A 25,994-nucleotide genomic window follows, 5' to 3' on the forward strand; every position below is an offset into this window, starting at 1 on the left:
GTTCTTTATCCGCGCTTTTGGCTCTGTACGATCCCGTAAATATTCGTAGAACGGGCGCCCGAGCGGCAATAGGCGAAGACAGGGCCTTCCGCCCCGTCAAGAGCCGCCGCCATGGCATCGACATCATCCTGCGTCAGCTGGCCGCCAACCACCGGAATATAATAGGTGGCGAGGCCAGCTTTCTCTGCAACACGCGCAATTTCTGCAAAATCCGGCTGTTCCGGGCCGCCTTCGCCGTCCGGACGGTTGCAGATGATCGTCTGAAAGCCTTCTGCTGCAATGTCGCGCACGTCGTCGGGCGAGATCTGGCCCGAGACTGAGTAATTGTCGTCGATCTGGCGAATATCCATTTTATCCTCGCTATCGGCGCTGCTTTTCATACACAAATACGTAATCGACCGTGGCCGAATTGCTTTGTGCTGCATGCCTGTTCGCTGGCACCTTACATAAAACCCGATATGATGCCACATCAAACTGTAGCAATATGTCGGGATGCGAAAACAGCAGGCGAGTGACATGACGATACCCAAAATCAGTCAGGATGTGGCGCGCCTTGCACATCGCGTCTCGGGTTTCCAGGAAGGGCATCGCGCGGTTCCAGAGGAAGTGCCCATCGCGATGAGCTATAATGGCTCGACACAGGCTGTGATGATGGCGACCCCCTCCGATCTGGAGGACTTTGCTGTCGGGTTCAGTTTGACCGAAGGTATTATCGACGACGCCAGCCAGATTGAAAGCATCGAGCTTGTCGCTTTCGCGCAAGGCGTTGACGTGCAGATGTGCCTTGCTGAATTGCCCGAACAGCGGCTGGCGGCGCGTCGCCGCTTCATGGCGGGCCCGGTCGGGTGCGGACTATGCGGCATCGATTCCATCGAGCAGGCCTTGCGCCCGGTAACGCCGCTAAAGGCCGACAAACAGCGCTTTTCGGCGAGCACCATTGCTGTGGCGATGGCGGCGCTTGGACGCGAACAACAATTGAATGCGATCACCCATTCCGTTCATGCCGCAGGCTTTTACAGGCCACAGCAAGGTTTGATTGCTGCGCGTGAGGATGTTGGCCGACATAATGCGCTGGATAAGCTCGTTGGCGCTCTGGCGCGCAGCGAGGTCGAGACCGAACACGGCATCACCGTGATCACGAGCCGGGTATCCGTTGAAATGGTGCAAAAGGCAGTGAAGCTTGGTGCGCCGGTTTTGGCGGCTATTTCAGCGCCCACGGCACTTGCCATTCGCACGGCAGAGGAGGCCAATCTCACCCTGGTCGCCATCGTGCGCGGCGAGGAATTCGACATCTATACCCATGGCGAGCGTATTGTAGCCGACTGAGATACGGCCCCGCATGGCGGGGCCGTTCCTGTAAATGATCAGACCAATGCGGCGATACGGCTGCGCTCGCCGACGATCTGCAGGGCCGCATGAGCAGCTTCGACGCCCTTCACCTTGAAATGGTTGAAGAAGAAGTCGTGATGCTCCTTGCTGTCATGGAAATGATGCGGGGTCAGAACGACGCTCAGCACTGGCACCTCGGTTTCCAGCTGCACCTGCATCATGCCGTTGATGACGGCAGTAGCCACGAAATCATGACGATAGATGCCGCCGTCGATGACGAAAGCCGAGCCGACGATGGCGGCATATTGGCCGGTCTTGGCGAGCGTCTTGGCATGAAGCGGAATTTCATATGCGCCGGGAACATCGAAGACTTCGACTTCGACATTGGTGCCGGTCTGGGCGGCGAGTTCGGCGATAAAGCTCTTGCGGGCTTCGTCGACGATGTCGGCGTGCCAGCGGGCCTGAATGAATGCTACTTTGAAGGAAGTCTTGTTCGGATAGCTCTGGTTCATAGGTTCCTCAAGAAACTAGAATCAGGGCGCACAAAGGAACGCATTGCTCGCGTCGGGAGACGCAAATCGTCACGCTCTTTTGCCCTCTTTCATCCGGACTATACCGTCGGCTCCGGCATCTCACCGGATCTGCTGACCCTGACAGGAGAAGCGAATCAGCTTCCGCCTTTCAGGCGCTCGCGGGCTTGGAAATCGCTTTCCATACCGCCGGTGGGGAATCTCACCCCGCCCCGAGAACAAGCCCACGCACTATTGCGTAAGCGGCTTCAAATTAAGTGGGCGAGGCGATTTTGTCCAGCCATTTCACAGGATTTTTATCCCATTAAACAGGATGTATCGGCATTTCCGATTTACTGTCACGCGAGGGTTTAGACGATGGTTGCGAGGCGAGCAGAAAAGGGACTAAACGCTTCATTTATCATGAGAAATAGCCCGCAGAATTAGACTGCAAATTTTAATCGATTAAATTTCTCGCTATTTATCATATCGGGGATATTGACACCTATCCCCGGTTTCAGCCTATCCTAGAGGCACATCTTGTCGTCTGGATGTGGTTCATCCATAAAAGACAACGTTGTCAGTCGGGGTGAGGCGGCGTAAAGATGGCATGGAGGACATCGAAGAGCGTCGCGTCAGTTGGCCGGGGTATCCGGCGGAGATCATTTCTCTGCACCGGGTTGCGGCAGTGAATGAGGAGGGGCTGGGTCTATGCAACGACCGGCTTCGGTTTGCGCCTTCAGGCGCGGACGATGAAAATACAAGTTTCGTTTGTTTCTACGGGAGGTAGACATGCATAAACTTCTGAAACTCGCCGCTATGGGCACCGCCGCCTGCGCTTTGCTCGCCGGAATGGCACCTGTCGCAAACGCTGCTGATGCCAAGCAGAATGTTGAAGTTCTGCACTGGTGGACCGCTGGTGGTGAAGCTGCCGCGCTCGACGTTCTCAAGAAGGACCTCGAAAAGAAGGGCATCAGCTGGACCGATATGCCTGTTGCAGGCGGTGGCGGCACCGAAGCCATGACCGTTCTGCGCGCCCGCGTTACTGCTGGTAACGCACCGGCCGCCGTACAGATGCTCGGTTTCGACATTCGCGACTGGGCCGAGCAGGGCGCACTCGGCAATCTCGATGAAGTTGCCAACAAGGAAGGTTGGGGCAAGGTTATCCCAGCGCCGTTGCAGGCATTCGCCAAGTATGAAGATCACTGGATTGCCGCGCCTGTGAACGTCCACACCACCAACTGGATGTGGATCAACAAGGCCGCGCTCGACAAGGCAGGCGGCAAGGAACCCGCAAACTGGGATGAGCTGATTGCGCTTCTCGACAAGTTCAAGGAACAGGGGATCACGCCAATCGCCCATGGCGGCCAGCCTTGGCAGGATGCGACGATCTTTGACGCCGTCGTCCTTTCGTTCGGCACCGACTTCTACAAGAAGGCTTTCATTGATCTCGACCCGGAAACCCTGGGCAGCGATACGATGAAGCAGGCTTTCGACCGCATGACCAAGCTACGCAGCTATGTCGATGACAACTTCTCTGGTCGCGACTGGAATCTGGCTTCGGCCATGGTCATCGAAGGCAAGGCCGGTCTGCAGTTCATGGGCGACTGGGCCAAGGGCGAATTCGTGAAGGCTGGCAAGAAGCCGGGCGAAGATTTCGTCTGCATGCGCTATCCGGGCACGCAGGGCGCTGTGACCTTCAACTCCGACATGTTCGCGATGTTCAAGGTTGCCGATGACAAGATCCCGGCTCAGATGGAAATGGCCTCGGCTGTCGAAAGCCCGACCTTCCAGTCCGCCTTCAACGTGGTCAAGGGCTCGGCGCCTGCACGTACCGACGTGCCGGATACTGCTTTCGACGCTTGCGGCAAGAAGGCCATCGCCGACCTGAAGGAAGCGGATGGCAAGGGCACGATGCTGGGCTCCATGGCGCATGGCTATGCCAATCCGGCAGCCGTCAAGAACGCGATTTACGACGTGGTGACCCGCGAGTTCAACGGACAGCTTTCTTCTGAAGATGCTGTCAAGGAACTCGTCTCGGCTGTCGCTGCTGCGAAGTAATACGCTGAACAGGCGTCCGGGAGCTTAAACCTCTCGGACGTTTTTTATCCGGCCCCAGGGTTCCAGAGCGGGCCTTGCAACGCGCCGGATCAGTAATCTCGGAATTTAGAACAAGCATTGCATGATGTTGTCGCGCATGGTTCCATCGGAACCAGTGAAGGCATCGTGGGACCAACGCATTTAGCAGCCGGGACGTTATCCGGTCATGCATAAATGCCGCTGAAACGATCGTCTCGAATGCCTGTTCATCGGGCATTACGAGCGGCGCAAACTGGGTGGCGCAAATATGCAGCGTAACAGCCGATTGCAGGAATTCATCCCCAAGCTGGTCTTGGCTCCAAGCTTCCTGATCGTCCTCGTCTTCGTCTATGGGTTTATCATCTATACTGGCGTGCTTTCGCTGACCAACAGCCGCATGCTGCCATCCTACGGCTTCGTGGGATTGTCCAATTATGAGAAGCTCTGGGCGCTGCCGCACTGGTGGCGGGCGATCACCAATCTGGCGATTTTCGCGTCGCTCTATATCATCATCTGCTCGGTGATCGGTCTGTTTCTGGCCATTTTGCTTGACCAGAAGATCCGTGGCGAAGGCTTTTTGCGTCCGATCTATCTTTATCCGATGGCCCTGTCCTTCATTGTGACCGGCACGGCATGGAAGTGGTTTCTCGATCCCGGCATCGGGCTTGAAAATACCATGCATCTGTGGGGCTGGGAGAGCTTCAGCTTCGGCTGGATCAAGAGCAACACCATGGCGATCTACTGTCTGGTGATTGCCGCGGTCTGGCAATCGTCCGGTTTCGTGATGGCCATGTTCCTTGCGGGTCTGCGCGGTGTTGACAATGAAATCATCAAGGCCGCCCAGATCGACGGGGCTTCGACCGGCACGATCTATCGCCGCATCATCATTCCCTTGATGCGCCCGGTTTTTCTGTCGGCCTTCGTGGTGCTGGCCCATCTGGCGATCAAGGCCTACGATCTTGTCATCGCGCTGACCGGCGGCGGGCCGGGGCAGGCCACCGAACTTCCGGCGACATTCATGTATTCCTATACGTTCACTCGTAACCAGATGGGCATCGGCGCTTCGTCGGCGATCATCATGCTGGCGATGATCTTCTCGATCATTATTCCCTATCTTTATTCGGAAATTCGCGGAGGGTCGCGGTCATGAGCGCCCAGTCGCAAGATAACGCCATCAACAGCGGCAAGCTGACGCGTGCGCTGATCTATACCGCGCTGCTGCTCTTCGCCGTCTACTATCTGTTGCCGCTCTATGTGATGCTGGTCAACTCGTTCAAGCCGCTGGAAGAAATCCGGCAGGGCGGCATGTTGAACCTGCCGCAGCAATGGACCATCGAGCCTTGGCTTTCGGCATGGTCGACGGCGCAGATCGGCGTGCAGCCGACCGGCTTGAAGCCGTTCTTCATCAATTCCATTCTGATGGTCGTTCCCGCCGTGGCGATCTCCACCATTGTTGGTGCGCTGAATGGCTATGTGCTGACCAAATGGCGCTTTCGCGGCTCGAATGTCTTTTTCGGCCTGCTGCTGCTGTCCTGCTTCATTCCGTTCCAGATCGTGCTGATCCCCATGGCGCGGATGCTTGGTCTTTTCGGCATTGCCGGAACGATCTGGGGCTTGATCATGGTGCACGTCATTTACGGTCTAGGCTTCACGACACTGTATTTCCGTAACTATTATGAAGCGTTCCCGACCGAACTGGTGCGCGCTGCGCAGATTGACGGGGCCAGTTTCTTCCAGATTTTCTGGCGTATTCTGCTGCCTTCGTCTGGGCCGATCATCGTCGTGTCCGTGATCTGGCAGTTCACCAATATCTGGAACGACTTCCTGTTCGGCGCATCCTTCTCCGGCGCGAATTCCACGCCGATGACGGTGGCGCTCAACAACCTCGTTTCCTCTTCCACAGGCGTCAAGGAATATAACGTTCATTTCGCAGCCGCCATTCTGGCCGCTCTGCCGACGCTGATCGTCTATATCGTATCCGGCCGCTACTTTGTGCGCGGTCTGATGTCCGGCGCCGTCAAGGGATAAGTTCACTATGTCGTTTCTGAAAATTACCGATCTCTACAAGTCCTACGGCACCGTTTCGATCCTGAAGAACATCAATATCGAGATCGAGGAAGGCGGCTTTCTGGTTCTCGTCGGTCCTTCGGGCTGCGGCAAGTCCACACTGCTCAACACGATTGCGGGGCTCGAGCCGATCACGTCCGGCGATATTTCCATCAACGGCAAATCGGTGTCCGGCCTGCACCCGTCCCAACGTGATATCGCCATGGTCTTCCAGTCCTATGCGCTTTATCCGAATATGACGGTTGCCGGAAACATCGCATTCGGCATGGAAATCCGTAAAGTTCCGAAGCCCGAGCGCGACAAGGCTATTCAGGAAGTTGCCGATATGTTGCAGATTGGCCATCTGCTTGACCGCAAGCCGAGCCAGCTTTCCGGCGGCCAGCGCCAGCGTGTCGCGATGGGGCGGGCGCTTGTGCGCAATCCGCAGGTGTTTCTGTTCGATGAACCGCTGTCGAACCTCGATGCGAAGCTGCGTGTGGATATGCGCACCGAAATCAAGCGGCTGCATAGCCGCATGAAGACAACTATCGTCTATGTGACGCACGATCAGATCGAAGCCATGACGTTGGCGACCAAGATCGCTGTGCTGAAAGACGGCGTGTTGCAGCAATTCGGTACGCCTGCGGAGATTTACAACAATCCATCCAATATGTTCGTGGCGGATTTCATGGGTTCGCCTGCGATGAACCTGCTGACGGCTGCTGTCGAGAAGAATGGCGCCGATTATGCAATCTCGCTTGATCGCGGTGACGGTCAGGCTCTGACACTTCCGCTGAAAAACGCGCCGCAAGCTCTTGGCGACTATGTGGGCAAGCAGGTTGTCTTCGGCATTCGCCCGGAAGCCTTGACTGATCCCGACGGTGCGGATCGCAATGCAGGCGCGGTTGTGGAGGGCGACTGCCTGATCGATGTGGTCGAACCGGCAGGGTCGGACACTTTTGCGGTGACCCGTCTCGGCGGCAAGCATGTGGTTGCCCGCCTGCGCGCCGATGCGCGTATTGCTGCCGGGCAAGCTTCGCGGCTCGCCTTCAATCTCGACAAGGCGGTGTTCTTCGACCCGACCAGTCAGGGGCGTATACTCTGATCGAGGTACAATTAGTAAGCTAATTATTGGAATAGTGTTTGTTTATGAGAGGTTTAGCCTTGAGCGCATCATGATCAAAGGAAAGGTCACAAGATGCGCTGTAAGATCGGTATGTTACTGATGGTTATCGGCATGAGCGGGATCTGTCCCGCTCATGCCGTAGAAGCCATTGATCAGTTCGGAATGCTGAAACAGCATCTGTTCGCCGGGCAGCGGACAACATCGCTGTTAGAGCTGGATAAGTGTGAGCAGACATCGGGCATGAAGTTAAAGCCTGAGGGCTTTACCGGTGGGTTAGTCATCGACGCCTTTTTAAGCAGACCTGCACCGGATGAAGCAATTGTGTATGCGTATAATCGTGAGACTGTTCGCGACGACACTCCGGTTGAACAGTTTGTCCGTTATCGGGTTCTGCCCGATGAAACAGCGAACATAATCATTTGGAGGTTCTCTGCAAAGACGCATGACCAAATTGGAGAAACCAGAATCTTCAAATGCAAGCTCGGGGAAGGCCTGAAATTTGTCTACGATAAAGGCGCGTGATTGACTTCTAAAAGCGCGAAGGCCTCTAAAACTGAAAAGAGCGCTTCCGAAAAATCGGAAGCGCTCTTTTTCATAATTTGCCTGGAGGGCAAAATCAAATTCGATATGGGATCATCATAAACACTGGCCCAGCCTCATGTGGCGGCCAAGTTAGCGCAGGAAATCAAGTCCCAACAGACCGATTGCAAGTGCCGTGTTCAGCGAAATGATCATCATGCCATAAACAAGTGCAGTTCTCGTAATATCGTTCATTTCCTACCTCCTTGAGCCGGGATCCCCCTTCCAGACTCGAAGCTTCGTGAAACTGTTACCGAATGTAACAGTCCGTTACGGTGAGCGCAACCCCGCTTTACACAAATGTGAACGACTGAAATTTGCCGTGAGAGAACGAGCGGTTTTGTTCACATAAATGCTGTCGCTGTGTTTTTGATCCGGCGAACCGAGAAAATTGGTCCCAAGTCAACACAATGTGAGAAAAAATTGGCTAGCAATCTATCTATAAGCTCGACATAGCTTCGCCGGGCTTTATTTAAAAAGCACGGCTTATTCGGATATTCATTGTGAACCGCATCATTCCACTTGTGCTGGCGATTGCTCTTTTCATGGAGCAGATGGATTCGAATGTTATTTCGACATCTTTGCCAGCGATCGCCGCCGATATCGGCACCAGTCCCATTGCGCTCAAGCTGGCGCTGACGGCCTATCTCGTTGCGCTAGCGGTGTTCATTCCCGTCAGCGGCTGGATGGCTGATCGTTTCGGCGCCAAGAATGTCTTCCGGGCCGCAATTGCCGTCTTCGTCGTCGGCTCGATTGCCTGTGCGGCGGCAAACTCTCTGACCGCTTTCGTCATCGCCCGCTTCTTGCAGGGCATGGGCGGCGCCATGATGACGCCGGTTGGCCGTCTCGTGCTGGTGCGCTCAACACCGCGCAGCGAACTCGTTTCCGCAATGGCGTGGCTGACGATCCCCGCCATGGTCGGCCCATTGGTTGGCCCTCCGGTCGGCGGTTTCATCACGACCTTTCTCACATGGCACTGGATATTCCTGATCAACGTGCCCATCGGCGCTGTTGGTATCTGGTTTGCCACGCGTTATTTGCCCGATAATGACGAGCGCATCGTGAAACGCCTCGATTGGTCGGGTTTCGTCCTATCCGGCTTTGCCATGTCCGGCGTGGTCTTCGGCCTGTCGGTTGTGAGCCTGCCTGCGCTGCCGCCCGCTGTCGGCTTTGTCACTCTGGCCATCGGTATCGTCTGTTCGGTACTTTATATCATCCATGCGCGGCGCAGCGCCGATCCGCTGCTTGATCTGCGGCTGTTCGACAATCAGGTGTTCCGTTCGGCTGTGTTCGGCGGCAGTATTTTCCGCTTCGGCATCGGTGCAATTCCGTTTTTGCTGCCGCTGATGTTCCAGCTCGGCTTCGGCTTCACACCGTTCCAGTCGGGCATGATAACCTTCGTGTCGGCCATCGGTGCGATCAGCATGAAGTTCGGTGCAAAGCGGATTTTCGCGCGGATCGGCTTCCGGCGCGCTTTGATGTCGGGCTCGATCATTTCGGCGGGCTTCATTGCGGTCAACAGCCTGTTCACGCCGATGACGCCGATCTGGATCATTCTCGGCTTCCTGCTGGTTGGCGGCTTTGCGCGCTCCCTGTTCTTCACGGGCGTCAATGCCTTGGCTTATGCCGAAATCCCAGATGAAAAGACCAGTCAGGCGACGCCGATTACCGCCGTTGCGCAGCAGGTTTCGCTGGCGATTGGTGTTGCCCTTGCTGGCGGCGTGCTGGAAATCAGTAGCGGCGTGCGCGGCGCGCCGCTCGCCTTAGTCGACTTCCATGTCGGATTCATCGTCGTTGCTTTGGTGTCTGCTGTCGCATTCTTCTGGTTTGCGCGACTTTCGCCCGATGCCGGTCACGAGTTGGCCGGGCCGACTGTCGTTAAACCGAAGAGCACGGAGCGTGCCGTAGTCGAAGCGGCAAACTCGTCAGCGGGCAAATAAAAGGGGCCGTGGTGGCCCCTGTCGTGACTTTGCATTTCGTTTGAAAATCAGCCTTTGAAGTCACGTGCGAGCAGATAGAGCTCGACCGATTCCGCGCGCGATGCGGGCGGTTTGACGTGATGAACCGAGCGGAATTTCTGCTTCAGCATAGCCAGAAGCTCGTTTTCCGTGCCGCCCTGAAAGGTCTTGGTCAGGAAATGGCCGCCGGGCTTAAGCACGGAAACCGCAAAATCAGCCGCTACTTCGCACAGATGCACCGTGCGCAGATGGTCGGTGCGACGGTGACCGGTGGTTGGTGCCGCCATATCGGAAATGACGATATCGGGCTTGTCGCCAAGCGCTTCCATAAGTTTCTGCGGCGCTTCATCGTCGAGAAAGTCCATTTCCAGCAGGATGACGCCCGGCAGCGGATCGACATGCAGATAGTCGATGCCGACAACATGCGGGTCTTCGTCAGTGGAACCGACAATCTTGGCCGCAATCTGCGACCAGCCGCCTGGCGCCGCCCCAAGATCGATGATCTTCTGACCCTTCTTGAGCAGATTGTAGCGGTCATTGATTTCGATCAGCTTGTAGGCTGCGCGCGAGCGATAGCCGTCCTGCTTGGACTTGTGTACATAGGGGTCGTTCAGGTGACGCAGCAGCCAGCGGCGCGAGGATTCCTTGATCGTGCCTGCCTTTTTCTTCACGCGCACGTGCAGATTGCTGGTGCCCGCACCGCCGCGTCCGCCCGTTTTCGTGCCGCCCTTGTTTCCGCCTGCTTTGCTCATTTTCAGTTGCCTGTTCTAGCGCCAACAGCGCATTTATTGGCGCAATTGCGCGCGATTGTGCCGCCATGCGCCGTCGCGCGACATTAGTTCGGTCAAAATGCCTTCACGCAAACCACGATCCGCCACCAGAAGTTTTTCGCTCGGCCAGACCTTGCGGATGGCATCGAGAATAGCGCAGCCCGCGAGAACCAGATCGGCCCTGTCCGCGCCGATGCATGGATTTGCCACCCGCGCATCGAAATCCCAGGAGAGAAGCCGGCTTGTCATCTGCGTCACGTCGTCCGAGCCCATCCACATGCCATCGACCCTGCGACGGTCATAGCGTTCGAGACCCAGATGAATACCCGCAAGCGTGGTTACGGTGCCGGATGTGCCGAGCAAATGGAAACGCGGGCTTGAAGCCAGTTGGCCAAGGCAATGCCGTTCGGCAAAGCTGGACAGAAGTTCGGTCACATGACCGACCATCGCCTCAAAACTTTCCTGCGTGACATTGCGTCCACCGAAACGCTCGGCAAGCGTGACGACGCCCACGGGGAGGGAGGTCCAGGCCATGATATGTTCAGCAAGGCGCGGCGAGCGGCGCTGCGAAACGTCGATCAGCGCGATTTCAGACGAACCGCCGCCAATATCGAACAGAACGACCGCTTCCGTTTCGCGCGCAACGAGGGTTCCGCAACCTGAAACGGCAAGGCGCGCTTCCGTCTGGCGATCGACGATCTCCAACTCAAGCCCGGTTTCCTCGCGCACCCGCACCAGAAACTCTTCGCCGTTCGAAGCCGCGCGGCAAGCCTCCGTCGCGATCAGCCGCGAACGGCGGATTTTCTTTCCGGCCAGCTTGTCGCGGCAGATCTTCAGCGCTTCGATGGCGCGCTGCATGGCGTTGTCGCTCAGTCTGCCGGTTGCGCTCAAGCCTTCGCCGAGACGCACGATCCGCGAAAATGCATCCACAACGCGAAATTGGCCCGGTCGGGTCGGCGATGCGACCAGCAGGCGGCAATTGTTGGTGCCGAGGTCAAGTGCTGCATAAAGCGGCGCTTCGGCGTGGTTGTGGCGTGGCGGCTGTGCCGTGCCGTTCTTGCGCTTGGACTGAGACGACGCCTGCGCGTGATTGTCACGGCGCGGCGCTTCATGGCCTTGCTTGGTGGTGTGTTCAGCGGCCCGCGGCGCGGCATTATTCTGCTGCTGCGCCTGCTTCTTCTTGCGGGCACGCCTACGGCGATTCGAGATTTTACCGGGAGACTTTGCTTCCTGAAGCGCAGTTTCTTCGGCAGCTTTTTGCGCAATGGCTGCTTCCGGTCGCCGTCCCGCTTTGCCACGGTGACGACGGCGCGCACGCTTCCGCTGGCTGCCGGAACCCTTGTCATCCGCTTCACTTTGCGGCTTTGGGCGTCCTGAATCGGGTGCGCTACGCGCATTGCCCGCTTCTGCAACGGCTGCCTTGCGCGGTTTGCGCTTGCCGTTATTAGACGGATTTCGGGCCTGAGCATTTCCCGATTGTCCGCCGGACGCCCCTTGATGCGCCTTTTCTACGGGGCGCTCCTCGGGGTTTTTCAAGGTACTGATCCTTATAAGCGCCGCGCGAACCGTGAGGACGCAAGCTGGACACTTCAATTATTACGTTGCCCTTAATGTAACAGCGGTTTCCTCTTTTACCAAGGGGCAGGCCGGTGAGACTCTGCGGAAAATTTTGAAAACAACGACTGAATTGCGATAACGCTAAAATTGAAAGGGCCTCCGCAGACGCGAAAGCCCATTTTTTGAAAGCAAAATGGTCGGTCAAATGTCGTAAGTGTGCGCGGCGTTGATGGTTGCGACGAACTGCTTGGTACGCTCGCGCGAGGGGCGCGTGAAAACTTCATGCGCAGAGCCGGTTTCGACAATATTGCCCGACTCCAGAAACACGACATTCCGGGAAATCTTGGAAGCAAGGCGCAGATCGTGGGTGGCGATCACCATCGTCGTGCCTTCCTTGGCAAGCTTGCTCAGCACGTCCACCACTTCCGAGGCAAGTTCGGGATCGAGCGCCGAGGTGGGCTCGTCGCAAAGCAGCACGCGTGGCGAAGGCGCCAGCGCGCGCGCAATGGCGATGCGTTGCTGCTGTCCACCGGACAGGGTCGACGGCCAGGCATCGGCCTTGTGCGCCATACCCACTTTCTGCAGCAATTCCATGGCGCGCTCGCGGGCCTTGGCCTTTGGCCATTTCAGCACGGTGACGAGGCTTTCCATGACATTCTGGATCGCGGTCTGATGCGGAAACAGCTGGAAATTCTGGAACACCATGCCCGTCTGGCGGCGGATGGACTGAATGGCCTGCCAGCTTGGCTTGCGTCCCGGTTCGAAGGTCAGTGTCTGTCCGCCGAGCGACAAGGTGCCGGATGTCGGCACTTCCAGCAGGTTGATGCAGCGCAGGAGCGTGCTCTTGCCGCCGCCTGACGGCCCGACAAGAGCCGTCACCGAACCTTCCGCGATCGTGACATTGATGTCGTTCAGGATAACGGCGTCGTCGAAACGCTTTACAATATGTTTCAGCTCGATCATGCGTTTGTCTCCAGCGTGCCGCCGTAACGCCCGAAGCGTCGCTCAAGCCGTATCTGCAGGGCAGACAGAACCGAACTCAGCGCCAGATAGATCAGCGCGGCTTCGATATAGAGGATCAGCGGTTCGTAGGTCGTGGCGACGATGCGCTGCGCCGACTGGAAAAGCTCCGGCACGGTGATGGCTGCGGCGAGCGACGTATCTTTCACAAGAGAAATGAACGTGTTGGAAAGCGGCGGCACGGCTGTTCTGGTCGCCTGCGGCAACACGGTGCGGGTCAGCGCCTGACGCCAGCTCATGCCGATGGAATAGGCGGCTTCCCACTGGCCCTTGGGCACGGACGAGATCACCGCGCGGATGATTTCTGAACTATAGGCGCCGACATTCAACGTGAAGCCGATGAGCGCCGCCGGGAAGGCGTCGAGATAGATGCCCGCGCTCGGCAGGCCATAGAAAATCACGAAAAGCTGCACCAGCAGCGGCGTGCCACGGAATATCCAGACATAGAAGCGCGCAATGGACGAGAGCCAGACCGGTGCGAAAAGCCGGACGAGCGCTGTCAACAGCGCCAGCGCCAGACCAAAGATGAAGGACAGCAAGGTCAGTGGAATGGTGAAGATCAGCCCCGCCCAGAGAAGGGTCGGTAGCGACTCGATCATGAGTTGTAGCCAGTCAGGCACTTAGTTCGGCTCCTTCGCTGAGTGTCTGATCCAAAAGTCGCCACGCCGGTCTGCAAATGGCAATTGAGTTTTGTATTCGCATAATCTGATCCGAAAAGTCTGCAACTTTTCGGGATTATGCGGGGCTTCCGGTGCTCACGTACCCAAAAGTACGCTGCGCTCCGGTTCTCGAAATCACCATTTTTCGCCACGGCCTGCCGCTTTTTGATTCAGACACTAAAAGCGGCGCTTAGCCTAGAAGTAATTGTTTATCGCCACAATAAAAGAAGCCGGAACGGGGTTCCGGCTTCTCTATTTCCGGCGTTCGGGAGCTTACTTGGAAACGTCCTGACCGAAATACTTTTGTGCGATCTTGTCGTAGGTGCCGTCGGCCTTGATGTCGTCCAGCGCCTTGTTGATGGCTGCGACGAGATCGTCGTCGCCCTTGCGAACGATGATGCCCGAAGCGTCAGCGTTTTCCTTCTCGGCCACGATCTTAACTGGAGCCTTCGGCTGTTGCTTCTTGAAGTCCAGAAAGGACAGGCTGTCATTGAGCGTCGCATCGGCGCGACCCGTCAAAACGAGCTGGATCGACTGGTCGAAACCATCGGTGGCGACGAGTTCCGCACCGGCCTCCTTGGCGAGCTTGCCGTAATTGCTGGTCAGCGACTGTGCCGATTTCTTGCCCTTCAGATCGGCAAAATCCTTGATCGTGTCGTTCTTGTCGTTGACGATCAGAACAACCTTGGAAACGATGTAAGGGTTGGAGAAGTTGAACTTCTTCTTGCGCTCTTCGGTGATGCCGACCTGATTGATGACGGCATCATAACGGTTGACGTCGAGACCGGCGATGAGGCCATCCCACTTGCCTTCGACGAATTCCGGCTTCACGCCGAGCTTGGCCGCCACGGCCTCACCGATTTCCACGTCGAAGCCGACGAGCTTGTTGTCCTTGTCGTGATAGGTGAAGGGCGCATAGGTGCCTTCGGTGCCGATCTTCAGAACGCCCGCCGACTTGATGGCGTCGAGATTTTCTCCGGCCATTGCGCCGGTGAAGAGAGCTGCCTGAATAATGCCTGCGGTAGCGATGATCTGAGCGAATTTCATGTTCGGTATCCGTGAACTGGTTGATGTTCTATTGATCGCAGAAATTTAATTCTAAAGATGCGTCCAAAACGACCGTTAAGGCACAATTATTAGGATGAATTGCTAATTATATGTCAAATTCGGGTTGATAATTCTATCATTCTCCGACGTGGATCGGTAGGGTGGAAAAAGCGTTCGCTTGCCTGTTGCTCCAGCGTTGATTTTACCCGATTTACTCAGGCTTGCCGAATCCGCCGCCCGTCGGCGTGATGACGGTAAAGGCTTCGCCCGCTTCCAGAACAGTCTGGTCGCAGTTGCCGAGTACATCGATGGAACCGTCCTTGCGGCGCACTTCATTGCGACCGGTCTGACCGGCTTCGCCGCCTTCCAGACCGAAAGGCGCTACGCGGCGATGACCGGAAAGAATGGCGAATTCAAGCGTCTTCAGCGCGCGGATGGTGCGCTTGGTGCCGTCGCCCGCATGCCATTTGCCCTTGCCGCCGGAGCCTTTGCGAATATGAAAGTCTTCCAGCAAGACGGGGAATCGGGTTTCCAGAATTTCCGGGTCGGTCAGACGCGAATTGGTCATGTGGGTGTGCACCGCATCCGCACCGTTGAAGCCGGGACCGGCGGGCGCGCCGGAACAGATGGTTTCATAATACTGATATTCGTCATTGCCGAAGGTCAGATTGTTCATCGTGCCCTGTGCTGCGGCCATCGCCTTGGTCGCGCCAAACAGGCAGTTGGTGACAGCCTGACTGACCTCGACGTTACCCGCCACGACCGCCGCCGGATACTGTGGCGAGAGCATCGATCCTTCCGGCACAACGATCCTGATTGGTCGCAGGCAGCCCGCATTCATTGGAATGTCGCCTTCGACCAGCACGCGGAAGACATAAAGCACAGCCGCGCGGGTCACGGGTTCCGGCGCATTGAAATTGTCGGAACGCTGTTCCGATGTGCCTGTGAAATCGACAGTCGCTTCGCGCTTTTCCTTGTCGATGGTGACGCGCACCTCGATCTGGCAGCCCTGATCCATCTCATAGGTGAAATGGCCGTCCGGCAGCTTGTCGAGCACGCGGCGCACACTTTCTGCGGCATTGTCCTGAACATGGCCCATATAGGCTTTCACGACATCCTCGCCGAAAAGACCGATCATCTTTTTCAGCTCGGCCACGCCCTTTTCATTGGCGGCGATCTGCGCCTTCAGATCATTGACGTTCTGCGTCAGATTGCGGACGGGGTAGGTGGCTCCGGTCAGGAGAGCGGCGAGCGCCTCCTCGCGGAAGGCGCCGCGATCCACCAGCTTGAAATTATCGATATAGACGCCTTCCTGCTCGATATTGACCGCAAGCGGTGACATGGAGCCTGGCGCAATGCCGCCAATATCCGCGTGGTGACCACGGCTTGCCACCCAGAAGCGAATTTCACGATTGTCGTCATCGAAAACCGGGGTGCAGACGGTGAGGTCGGGCAGATGGGTGCCGCCATTATAAGGCGCGTTGATGAGAAACACGTCGCCCGGCTTGATGTCGCTGTTTTCGCGGATGGCGGTGGCAACGGACGCATCCATGGAGCCCAGATGGACGGGCATATGCGGCGCATTGGCGACGAGATTGCCGGCCGCGTCGAAAACCGCACAAGAAAAGTCGAGCCTTTCCTTGATATTCACCGAATAGGCGGTGTTTTGAAGCGTGACGCCCATTTGCTCGGCTATCGACATGAAGAGATTGTTGAAAATCTCCAGCATGACCGGATCGGCTTCGGTGCCGATGGCCGAGCGGGCAGGCAGCGCCTTGATGCGCGTCAGTACCACATGGTCATGGGCAGTCAGGCGGGCCTGCCAGCCATCTTCGATAACGATAGTCTGGTTTGTCTCGATGATGATCGCCGGGCCGGTAACGGTCTGGCCGCGCTGCATCTGCTCGCGCAGGACGACGCCCGCATCGTGCCACTCGCCTTGCGAGAAGAATCGGGTCCGCTTGGCGGTCGCAGCTTCCAGATCGCTGTCGAGCGATTGGGCGCTTTCGGTTTCGCCTGCGCCCCCGCCCACGGCTTCGACTTCCACAGCGTCGATAACCAGAGCCTTGTTCTCTGCAATGAAGCCGAAACGACGCTTGTGGGCGGCCTCGAACTCGGCGCGAAGCCGGTTCACATTGTCCTCTGCGGGGAAGGAGGCTTCAACGGACAGCACCGTGTCGGTGCCCGCATAGCGGATATGCGCGCGCAGATGACGCTGTACGGCGGCGGCCTCAATGCCCTGGGTCAGAAGTTCGGCAACGCATTCCTGCGCCAGTTCTTCGCCCAACTCCTTCAGGGCTGCGGGGGCAGCCGGATCGAGTGCGACGCCAAGCGCCTTTTGGCGGGTTGCGCGAATATCGGCCAGCCCCATGCCATAGGCCGAAAGCAGGCCCGACATCGGATGAAGAAGAATATTCTTCATGCCACGCGCATCCGCCACGAGGCAGGCGTGCTGACCACCTGCACCGCCAAAGCAGTTGAGCGCATAGCGCGTCACGTCATAGCCGCGCTGGACGGAAATTTTCTTGATCGCCTCCACCATATTGGCAACCGCAATGCGGATGAAGCCATCGGCAACCGCTTCCGGCGAGCGGCCATCGCCAATGTCGGCTGCGAGCGCGGAAAAGAGTTCGCGCACCCGTTCCACATCGAGCGTCTGGTTCTGCTCGGGGCCGAAGATCGCGGGAAAAAAATCCGGCAGCAGCTTGCCCAGCATGACATTGGCGTCGGTAACAGCGAGCGGTCCGCCATTGCGATAGCAGGCCGGACCGGGATTGGCGCCTGCGGAATCCGGGCCGACGCGGAAACGCCCGGTATCATAATGCAGGATCGAGCCGCCGCCTGCGGCAACGGTGTGGATCAGCATCATGGGCGCGCGAACGCGCACGCCAGCCACTTCCGTTTCAAAAGCGCGTTCATATTCGCCATCGAAATGCGCAACGTCCGTGGAAGTGCCTCCCATGTCGAAGCCGATGACTTTCGGGAAGCCAGCCGTTTCGCCGGTACGGGCGAGGCCGACAACACCGCCTGCCGGGCCCGACAGGATAGCATCCTTGCCCTGGAACAGATCGGCTGCCGTGAGACCGCCCGACGACATCATGAACATGACACGCGCACCGGTGCGCTCGACGTCCAGCTCGTTGGATACCTGAGCAACATAACGGCGGAGGACCGGCGACAGATAGGCATCGACGACCGTGGTGTCGCCACGCCCGACCAGCTTGATCAGTGGGGAAACCTCGTGGCTGACGGAGACCTGTTCGAAGCCGAGACTGCGCGCTATGCGGGCAATTTCAGCCTCATGCGCGGAAAACTTATAAGCATGCATGAGGGCGATGGCGACGGATTTGTAGCCCTGTTCCTTCAGCGCAACCAGTACGGCTTCCGCCTCGGCGGGATCGAGCGCCGTTTCAACCGTGCCGTCTGCCTGAACGCGCTCGTTCAGCTCCACGACCTGTTCGTAGAGCGCTTCCGGCTTGATGATCTCGGTCGCAAAAATCTTCTTGCGTTCCTGATAACCGATGCGCAGCGCGTCCCGAAAACCCTTGGTGGTGACAAGGGCCAGCCGCTCGCCCTTGCGCTCCAGAAGCGCGTTGGTGGCAACCGTCGTGCCCATGCGAACTTCGCCGATGATACCGGCAGGAATTGGCTCGCCGGTCTCGAGGCCAAGATGCAGGCGAATGCCGTGCACGGCGGCATCCTTATAGGCAGACGGATTTTCCGAGAGAACCTTGCGTGCATGGAGCTGGCCTTGCGGATCACGCCCGATGATGTCGGTAAACGTACCGCCGCGGTCGATCCAGAAGTCCCATACGCCGCGTTCCGTTCCGCTCATTGCTGGCTCCCTTACACAAATTTCTAGCTGTTTGCGTGACGTGCTCTCAGTATTTGTTTATACGCACATCCCGAAAACCGTTTCACCCTTTTCGGGTTATATTCCAAAATCTTCTTGGCGACTGGCTGTGTGACAGCCTCGTCCCCAATTCGATCCCATGGGCAGGACGTCCCGATGAGCGTGCTTTTTGAGAAAACCTATCAGCGCACCGTTCATGCGCTTGTCGAGCACTTTCTGAAACCGGAAATGCGCGGCGCGAAGGTGGAAGCCTGGTTGTTCGATGATCAACCGAGCCGCTTTGCCGCTGAGACGAAGCTGCGCGAAGCGGGCGTCGAGGCGCGACTCTATTCGGCTTACAAGCCGCTTCTGCATTTCTTTTTGGAGGAAGTGGATGGCGGGGCGCTGAAGTCGGCTGTGATCCGCTATCCGCGTCATGAGGCCTGCGTACAGAACCGTTTCCTGCTCGAAACCTATCCCTTGTCTGCGTTGCTGCCGAAAATGGAGGTGACTTTCGCCGGGTCGGGCAAAGACGATTTTCATTATGACGTCGATCTGGTCTTTGCCGATGGCCGTAGCGAGAACCATCGCGTTTTTGCGCCGAACCGCGTGCATGTGGATTTCATCGGCGAAACGCTGGTCTCGCCAACCGGCTGGCTGACTGTCACGCAGGACGGCAAGACAGAAAGCGCGCGCTATGAGACTTCGTATGAAAAGCTGTTTCATGACACTGTCTCAACCATCGCCGCCCATGACTGGAAACGTGGCGAACCCTATTTCGATGAGCTGAACATCGCCGTCAGTCTGCCGATCACCGACCGCCGCCTGCCTCACGATGAGGAGACGCTGAGCCTGACCGAGGCCATGCATGAGGATATTTATTTCTCGCTGCTCGAAGTCTTTCAGAAAAAGTCCGGTCGCCCCCTTGGCGACCGTGGCTTGCAGCCGGGCCAGATTGTGCCGGAAGTCCGCTTCCGTTATGCTGAACCTTCGGTCAAAGTGGAAACACGCCCGCTTTCAACCGATGATATGCTGACTGCGGAACAGGTTCTGGAGACAGCGCAAGCACCGCTTTCCGCCCATCAGATCCGCCGTGAAATCGTCCGTCTGGGCGGTGAGTCCTTTGAGGCGAAAACCCGTTCGGGCAGAACGGTGCGCGCGGCTTATATTAAGGGAAGCGATGCCGCGATGATGATCAGTGCCGGACAGCATGCCAATGAGACGACGGGCGTTGTCGGCGCGTTGCGCGCAGCCAACCGGCTTGCTGCGCGCGAAGGCGCGCATTTCACGATCTCCCCTCAGGAAAATCCCGACGGATACGAGATACACAAGCGGCTTTGCGCGCTTCAGCCGCATCATATGCATCATGCGGCGCGCTATACGGCGTTCGGTGATGATCTGGAATATCGCAGCGGCGAAGGGCTTTACGAAAAGGCCAGTCGTGTCGAGGCGGAAAAGCGGACTGATGCGAAACTGCACGTCAACCTGCACGGTTATCCGTCGCATGAATGGACGCGTCCGCTTTCCGGCTATGTGCCGCGTTCCTTTGCCATGTGGACGCTGCCGAAGGGCTTTTTCCTGATCATCCGCCACCATGCCTCCTGGGAGAGGCAAGCAGAAGAACTGATCGACCGCGTGACGAAACATCTGGCCGCGGCTGACGGGCTGGTTGCCTATAACAACGCGCGGATCAAGCTTTTCGAGCAACATGCTGGCGAAACGGGCTTCCGCATCATCAACGGCTTCCCGTGCCTCGTCGGCGTCGATGACCGCCACAGGGTGCCATTGACGCTCATCACGGAATATCCCGATCAAACAATCTATGGGGACGCTTTTATCAAAGGCCACACCGCGCAAATGGAAACCGTGCTGGCATGTTACGATGCCTTGCAGGCCTTGTTGCCATCCACGCCGATTGCTTGAGCTGTCCGGTTTGAAGAGCAAGCTTTTATAAAGAAAAAAGCGCCGTTTAGGGGCGCTTTTTCATGTTTAACATCTGCTGGTTCAGATCAGCCGCTGATGAGCTTCACTTCCATGAAGTCTTCAAGACCCCATTTGCCGCCTTCGCGACCATTGCCCGACTGCTTGTATCCCCCAAACGGGCTGCCCGGAGCGCGGGACGTGCCGTTGATCTGGATCATGCCGGCGCGGAGCTTGCGCGCAACGCGCTTGGCGCGTTCCGGGCTGCCGGTCTGGATATAGGCGGCAAGGCCGTAAGGCGTGTCATTGGCGATGGCGATGGCTTCTTCTTCCGTTTCAAACGGGATCATGGCCAGAACCGGCCCGAAGATTTCTTCGCGCGCGATGGTCATGTCGTTGTTCACATCGGCGAAGACGGTCGGCTTGACGAAGTCGCCTTCCGTGAAGCCATCCGGGCGGCCCGTGCCGCCAGCAACGAGGCGCGCGCCTTCATCGATGCCTTTCTGGATCAGCTTCTGTACCTTTTCGAACTGGATCGACGAGGAAAGCGGCCCGATATGATCGCCTTCTTCCGCCGGATCCCCGACCTTGGTGCCTTCGGTCACCTTCCTGGCGAGTTCGACGGCCTTGTCATAGACCGAGCGCTCGACCAGCATACGCGTCGGCGCATTGCAGGACTGACCAGTGTTTTCGAAGCAATGGGCAAGGCCGCGCTCAATGGTCTTTTCCAGATCGCTGTCGGCAAAGACGATGTTGGGCGACTTGCCGCCGAGTTCCAGCGAAACGCGCTTGACGGTCGCCGCTGCGGCGCGAGAAACCGCCGTGCCCGCGCGCGTGGAGCCGGTGAACGACATCATGTCCACATCCGGGTGCTGCGACAGCGCTTCACCGACCACGGGACCTTCGCCATTGACGAGGTTGAATACGCCCTTTGGCAGACCGGCGGCATCGACGAACTCCGCAAACAGCATCGCCGACATAGGCGCGATTTCGGATGGCTTGAGCACGACCGTGCAGCCAACCGCAATCGCCGGGATGACCTTCAGCGCAATCTGGTTCATCGGCCAGTTCCAGGGCGTAATCAGCCCGCAAACGCCGATAGGTTCATGCACGATGGTCTGGTTTGGAAATTTCGGAGAGAGAATTTCTTCGAACTCGAAATTCTCGAAGGCAGCGACAAAAGCCTTGATGTGCGACACGCCAACTGCAGCCTGTGATTCACGCGCAAGCGTGATCGGTGCGCCCATTTCGAGCGAAATGGCCTTGGCCATTTCCTCCATACGGGAATCGTAGACTTCTGCGATGCGGCGGATATAGGCGATACGCTCTTTCGCTGGCGTTTCGGCCCATGCCGGGAAAGCCTTGCGCGCAGCAGCCACGGCGAGGTCTATATCGCCAGCCGAACCACCCGAGATCACCGCATAGGGCTTTTCATTGGCCGGATTTACAACTTCAATGCTCTTGGCCTCAATTGGAGCTCGCCAAGCGCCGTCGATGTAAAAATCCGTTTTCTGAACCAAGTTCTTTTGAAGCATGGCGCTTTCCTCCGTCGTTTTTGAATTCCCATATGTTGTTCTGCAAGCCGATCCAAATCGAACCGGCTCGTATTTGCGGGCAACCTTAATGCCCGGATATGGCAGCGTCAAAACAGAAGGACGGATGGAATCATCAATTTTTCTTATTCATTATCGTAGGCTTCGACATCGATGCCGAGCGACACAAGGCCTTCCTCGATATAATCGCCCAAAAGCGGTGTTCCGATCAGGTATTTTGCCTCGCGCCCGTTATGGCGTTCGCTTGCGGTGGACAGGGCGTCGTCCCATTCCTCGGGCGAAAAATCGCCACGTCCCACCCACATCAAGGCGAGCAATTCTATGCGCTGGTCTTCATTGAGGGAACGAATGGCCGCGAAAAGCTCTTTTCGGGTCGGATTGTCGAGCGAGGCATCCAGAATATCGACATCTCTGTCGTCACCGGGATTGGAACCGGAGTCTTCGTCCACCGCTGGCACCTGCACGTCATATTCGCGCGCCTTGGCAATGATGAATTCCAGATTCTCCAGATTATTCGTCAACTCGACCATCGAATGTCCTCCGTTACCGGCCTTCTCAGTGTCTTTCTGATTATAGGGCGTCGGCTTCGCGCAGGCGATAGCCAACACCGGTTTCGGTGAGAATATATTGCGGCTGGTCGGGGAGGGCTTCGATCTTCTGACGAAGCTGGCGCACATAAATGCGCAGATATTGCACATCTGCCGCCGGACCCCAGACCTGATTGAGAATAAATTGATGCGTCAAAACCTTACCCGCATATTGCACGAGAAGGCGCAGAATATCGTATTCCTTGGGCGACAGCTTGATGTCGTTGCCATCGACTTTCACGATGCGGCGTACCAGATCGACCGAAAGTCCGCCGCTTTGGAAAATCGGCTTTTCGCCTTGCTGTTGCAGCTTGTGGCGGAGTGCCACGCGGATGCGCGCTGCTAGTTCGCGCATGCCGAAGGGCTTGGTCACATAATCATCGGCGCCGAGTTCCAGCGCCTTGACGATACCCAACTCGTCGGTGCGGCTTGAAAGAATGAGGATGGGCAGGTTGCGCCCTTCCTGCCGCCATTGCAGCAAGAGCCGGTGGCCGTCCATATCCGGCAGACCAAGGTCGAGCAGCACAAGGTCAGGGCTTTCAGCCTCGAGCTTCTCTATCGCTTCGGCTGCATTGGCCGCCTCAACGGTCGTATAGCCTTCGGTGGTCAGTCCGACGCGTAGGAGCTTACGGATTGGCGGTTCGTCATCGACGATCAGCACTTTGACGCTCTGCGTATTCATTGCGTTGTTTCCGTTTCAGCGTCGCCGGATGGAAGCGGCAGTGAGATGACGAAGACTGCGCCAGACCGATTGTGGTCATGGTCGCTGCGATTGCGAGCTGTGATAGTGCCGCCCATTGCTTCGACAAAGCCGCGCGCGATGGAGAGGCCAAGGCCTGTGCCTGCTTGTACGTGATCACCTTTGCGAACGCGATAGAAGCTGTCGAAAATCCGTTCCCGGTCATCGGCGGGGATGCCCGGCCCCTGATCGGCGACCTCTAGAATGAGCCGCGTGCCGCTGATATGGGCTTCGATAGCAATTTCAGAGGCTTCCGGCGCGTATTTCGCGGCATTGTCGAGAAGATTGAACAGAACCTGTTCAAACAGAACCGCATCCAGCCGCAGCATCGGCAGATCGGCGGGCACAGACACGCGCACCGCGTGACGCGCAAGAATTTTGGCGGCGCGGTGCAGGGCAGCGCCGACAATATCGCCGACATAATGCGGAGACAGGTTCGGCTCCATTGCCCCCGCTTCAATACGGGTCATGTCGAGAAGATTGGCGATGAAGCGATTGAGGCGCTCCGACTGATCCACGATGGTTTGATAAAGATCGGCCTGATCTTCAGGGGGCAAAGAGCCGTGATATTCGCGCAATGTGGTGGCGGCACCCATGATGGCCGCAAGCGGCGTTTTCAGGTCGTGCGAGATCGAGGTGAGGAGTGCAGAGCGCAGCTTGTCGGTTTCTGCGGCAAGTCTTGCGCGCTCGACATCTTCCACCAGCTGCACGCGCTCGATGGCGATGGCGGCCTGATCGGCCAACGCTTCGAACAGTCTTTGCTGTTCGGGCGTGAGGATCGGTCCCTGACGGTCATTGTCGAGACCGATGACGCCGACTGAAGTTCGCGCGGTGCGCAGCGGCAGGTAAAGACGGCGCGCACCGGGCAGCGTATCGGCACCACGTCCCGCGGGCAGATTGTGCTCCCAAGCCCAATGGGCGGCCGCAATATCGGCATCATCGAGTGTGTCATCCGGCGGATATCCGGCGCGCACCGCTATGCTCTCGCGCTCCGGCAGCAGGATGACCGCACGCACCTTCAGCATGGATGCGATCTGAAAGGCTGTTGCCCAAAGCACATCGTCCAGCGAGCCGGTGCCCGCCAGCTTTTTGCTGAAAAGATAGAGATCCTCTGTCATACGCGCGCGCTGGCGCGCCGATGCCGCCTGACGCTGCACGCGGCTTGCCAGATTGCTGGCCACAAAGCTGACAAGGAGGAAGAAGACGAGCGCCACCACACTTTCCGGGTCCGCGATGGACAGCGTGTAAAGCGGCGGCAGAAAGAAGAAATTATAGGCGAAGGCGCTGATGATGGAAACGAACAGCGCAGGCCAAAGACCAAGCGTAACCGCGACGCCAAGCACGCCGACCACGAAGACCAGCGCTATGCTGCGAACATCGAGAAACTGGTCGAGCAGCAGCCCGATGCCATTCGCGGCTCCGACGACTGCCGTGCCAATCGCATAGGGCAAAATTTGCAGGCTTGCCGATGGCGCGGCAGTCTTGACCTTGCGGGCGGTGCTGACCGCATCCTGATCGATGCCTGCCGTGATGTGCACATCTATGGCGCCCGCCCGGCGGATCAGGTCGTGCCCGACCGAGCCTTCGACAATTTCGCGCCAGCGCGGCTTGGCCGATTTGCCGACGACAACCTGCGTGAAATTATGCGTGTTGGCATAGCGGATAATGTCTTCGGCCACCGACTGGCCGGGAATGATGATCGGCTCGCCGCCCAGCTGTTCGGCAAGGCGCATGGTCGCCGACAGCCGATCCTTTTCATCCTCCGACATATTGGCCGAGCGTGGCGTTTCAATGTGAATGACCGCCCAGGGCGCGCGCAGCCGGTCGGCGAGACGGCGCGCATAGCGCACCTGCGATGCACTGCGCGGCCTTTCGTCAACCGCAACGAGAATGCGGTCGCCTGCAGCCCATGGACCTTCGATCGCGTGGGCGCGCATATGAGTGAGAAGCTGTTCGTCCACCCGCTGCGCGGTGCGTCGCAGCGCAAGTTCACGCAGCGCGGTCAGATTGCCGGGCGAAAAGTAATTGCGGATTGCGCGCTTTGCTGTCTTGGGAAGATAGACCTTGCCATCATTGAGCCGCTTGATGAGGTCGCCGGGTGTGAGGTCGATCAGCTCGATATCGTCGGCGCGGTCGATAATGCTGTCCGGCACCGTCTCGCGAACGCGAATGCGTGTGATCTGCGCCACCACGTCGTTCAGGCTTTCGACATGCTGGATGTTGAGCGTGGTATAAACGTCTATCCCTTGTCCGAGGATTTCCTCCACATCCTGATAGCGCTTGGGGTGACGACTGCCTGGCGCATTGCTGTGGGCGAGTTCATCCACCAGAACCAGCTGTGGACGGCGCGCCAGCACGGCGTCGATGTCCATCTCTTCCAGTTCATGGCCATGATAGGCGACGCGGGCGCGCGGGACCAATTCCAGCCCGTCGATCAGGGCTTCAGTGTCGCGGCGACCATGGGTTTCGACGACGCCGATGACGATATCGACGCCATCGGCCTTGCGCGCCCTGCCGGACATCAGCATCTCATAGGTCTTGCCGACACCGGGCGCTGCGCCCAGAAATATCTTGAGGCGGCCACGCGTTTCGCGCTCCGCCTGTTCGAGCAGGGCATCGGGAGAAGGCCGGGTGTTGTCAGCGCGACTGTCGTCCGACATTACTGATAATGCTCCTGCGAAGCG

Annotated in this window: 20 protein-coding genes and 1 riboswitch; of the genes, 8 read left to right on the forward strand and 12 right to left on the reverse strand. The window is 57.7% G+C overall.

Annotation, left to right across the window (positions count from 1 at the left end; genetic code table 11):
* Positions 1–5: 5 nt before the first annotated feature.
* Positions 6–350 (reverse strand): TIGR01244 family sulfur transferase, encoded by a 345-nt coding sequence (locus JAU75_RS10550; protein WP_199056481.1) that lies wholly within the window; start codon positions 348–350, stop codon positions 6–8.
* Between the two features lie 166 nt (positions 351–516).
* Between JAU75_RS10550 and fdhD the strand changes: the two genes are divergently transcribed.
* Positions 517–1,326 (forward strand): formate dehydrogenase accessory sulfurtransferase FdhD, encoded by an 810-nt coding sequence (gene fdhD, locus JAU75_RS10555; RefSeq protein ID WP_199056482.1) that lies wholly within the window; start codon positions 517–519, stop codon positions 1,324–1,326.
* 38 nt (positions 1,327–1,364) lie between these two features.
* On the opposite strand, the gene JAU75_RS10560 is transcribed toward fdhD, so the two are convergent.
* Positions 1,365–1,841 carry a 6,7-dimethyl-8-ribityllumazine synthase gene (locus JAU75_RS10560; protein ID WP_199056483.1) on the reverse strand — a complete coding sequence of 159 codons (477 nt, stop codon included), beginning with the start codon at positions 1,839–1,841 and terminating at the stop codon, positions 1,365–1,367.
* 77 nt (positions 1,842–1,918) lie between these two features.
* A riboswitch (FMN riboswitch) is annotated at positions 1,919–2,083 on the reverse strand.
* Positions 2,084–2,630: 547 nt separating this feature from the next.
* Here JAU75_RS10560 and JAU75_RS10565 point away from each other — a divergent pair.
* From JAU75_RS10565 to JAU75_RS10590, 6 genes are all read left to right on the forward strand, one after another.
* Complete coding sequence (locus tag JAU75_RS10565; protein ID WP_199056484.1) at positions 2,631–3,899, forward strand: ABC transporter substrate-binding protein; 1,269 nt, start codon at positions 2,631–2,633, stop codon at positions 3,897–3,899.
* A gap of 286 nt (positions 3,900–4,185) precedes the next feature.
* Complete coding sequence (locus JAU75_RS10570; RefSeq protein ID WP_199056485.1) at positions 4,186–5,067, forward strand: carbohydrate ABC transporter permease; 882 nt, start codon at positions 4,186–4,188, stop codon at positions 5,065–5,067.
* Entirely contained in the window at positions 5,064–5,945 is an 882-nt protein-coding gene (locus JAU75_RS10575) for a carbohydrate ABC transporter permease (RefSeq protein ID WP_199056486.1), read from the forward strand. Before JAU75_RS10570 ends, JAU75_RS10575 begins: the two co-directional genes overlap by 4 nt.
* Positions 5,946–5,952: 7 nt before the next feature.
* Positions 5,953–7,068, forward strand: coding sequence for an ABC transporter ATP-binding protein (locus tag JAU75_RS10580; RefSeq protein ID WP_199056487.1), 1,116 nt, complete (start codon positions 5,953–5,955; stop codon positions 7,066–7,068).
* A gap of 93 nt (positions 7,069–7,161) precedes the next feature.
* Entirely contained in the window at positions 7,162–7,611 is a 450-nt protein-coding gene (locus JAU75_RS10585) for a VirK family protein (protein ID WP_199056488.1), read from the forward strand.
* 560 nt (positions 7,612–8,171) lie between these two features.
* Positions 8,172–9,608 (forward strand): DHA2 family efflux MFS transporter permease subunit, encoded by a 1,437-nt coding sequence (locus tag JAU75_RS10590; protein ID WP_199056489.1) that lies wholly within the window; start codon positions 8,172–8,174, stop codon positions 9,606–9,608.
* Between the two features lie 47 nt (positions 9,609–9,655).
* On the opposite strand, the gene JAU75_RS10595 is transcribed toward JAU75_RS10590, so the two are convergent.
* From JAU75_RS10595 to JAU75_RS10620, 6 genes are all read right to left on the reverse strand, one after another.
* Entirely contained in the window at positions 9,656–10,378 is a 723-nt protein-coding gene (locus JAU75_RS10595; RefSeq protein WP_199056490.1) for an RlmE family RNA methyltransferase, read from the reverse strand.
* Positions 10,379–10,411: 33 nt separating this feature from the next.
* Positions 10,412–11,932, reverse strand: coding sequence for a Ppx/GppA phosphatase family protein (locus tag JAU75_RS10600; RefSeq protein ID WP_199056491.1), 1,521 nt, complete (start codon positions 11,930–11,932; stop codon positions 10,412–10,414).
* A gap of 222 nt (positions 11,933–12,154) precedes the next feature.
* Positions 12,155–12,916, reverse strand: coding sequence for an amino acid ABC transporter ATP-binding protein (locus JAU75_RS10605; protein WP_199056492.1), 762 nt, complete (start codon positions 12,914–12,916; stop codon positions 12,155–12,157).
* On the reverse strand, positions 12,913–13,593 hold the full coding sequence (locus tag JAU75_RS10610) for an amino acid ABC transporter permease (protein ID WP_199056493.1): 681 nt from the start codon (positions 13,591–13,593) through the stop codon (positions 12,913–12,915). The genes JAU75_RS10605 and JAU75_RS10610 overlap by 4 nt, the downstream gene beginning before the upstream one ends.
* Positions 13,594–13,905: 312 nt before the next feature.
* Positions 13,906–14,679 (reverse strand): amino acid ABC transporter substrate-binding protein, encoded by a 774-nt coding sequence (locus JAU75_RS10615; protein WP_199056494.1) that lies wholly within the window; start codon positions 14,677–14,679, stop codon positions 13,906–13,908.
* A 211-nt stretch (positions 14,680–14,890) separates the two neighbouring features.
* Complete coding sequence (locus JAU75_RS10620; protein WP_199056495.1) at positions 14,891–18,514, reverse strand: hydantoinase B/oxoprolinase family protein; 3,624 nt, start codon at positions 18,512–18,514, stop codon at positions 14,891–14,893.
* Between the two features lie 174 nt (positions 18,515–18,688).
* Between JAU75_RS10620 and JAU75_RS10625 the strand changes: the two genes are divergently transcribed.
* The gene (locus tag JAU75_RS10625; protein ID WP_199056496.1) at positions 18,689–20,434 is read left to right on the forward strand and encodes a peptidase M14; all 1,746 of its coding nucleotides are present in this window, start codon (positions 18,689–18,691) and stop codon (positions 20,432–20,434) included.
* A gap of 86 nt (positions 20,435–20,520) precedes the next feature.
* Here JAU75_RS10625 and JAU75_RS10630 read toward each other — a convergent pair whose 3' ends face one another.
* From JAU75_RS10630 to JAU75_RS10645, 4 genes are all read right to left on the reverse strand, one after another.
* Positions 20,521–21,966 carry an aldehyde dehydrogenase family protein gene (locus tag JAU75_RS10630; protein WP_199056497.1) on the reverse strand — a complete coding sequence of 482 codons (1,446 nt, stop codon included), beginning with the start codon at positions 21,964–21,966 and terminating at the stop codon, positions 20,521–20,523.
* A 143-nt stretch (positions 21,967–22,109) separates the two neighbouring features.
* Positions 22,110–22,514: a DUF3775 domain-containing protein gene (locus JAU75_RS10635; RefSeq protein WP_199056498.1), complete on the reverse strand. Its 405-nt coding sequence runs from the start codon at positions 22,512–22,514 to the stop codon at positions 22,110–22,112.
* Between the two features lie 40 nt (positions 22,515–22,554).
* Positions 22,555–23,253 (reverse strand): response regulator transcription factor, encoded by a 699-nt coding sequence (locus JAU75_RS10640; protein WP_199056499.1) that lies wholly within the window; start codon positions 23,251–23,253, stop codon positions 22,555–22,557.
* Positions 23,250–25,970, reverse strand: a complete 2,721-nt coding sequence (locus JAU75_RS10645; protein WP_199056500.1) for a sensor histidine kinase KdpD — start codon at positions 25,968–25,970, stop codon at positions 23,250–23,252. The genes JAU75_RS10640 and JAU75_RS10645 overlap by 4 nt, the downstream gene beginning before the upstream one ends.
* Positions 25,971–25,994: the final 24 nt, after the last annotated feature.

It is taken from the genome of Ochrobactrum sp. Q0168, assembly GCF_016427605.1.
Classification (GTDB): domain Bacteria; phylum Pseudomonadota; class Alphaproteobacteria; order Rhizobiales; family Rhizobiaceae; genus Brucella.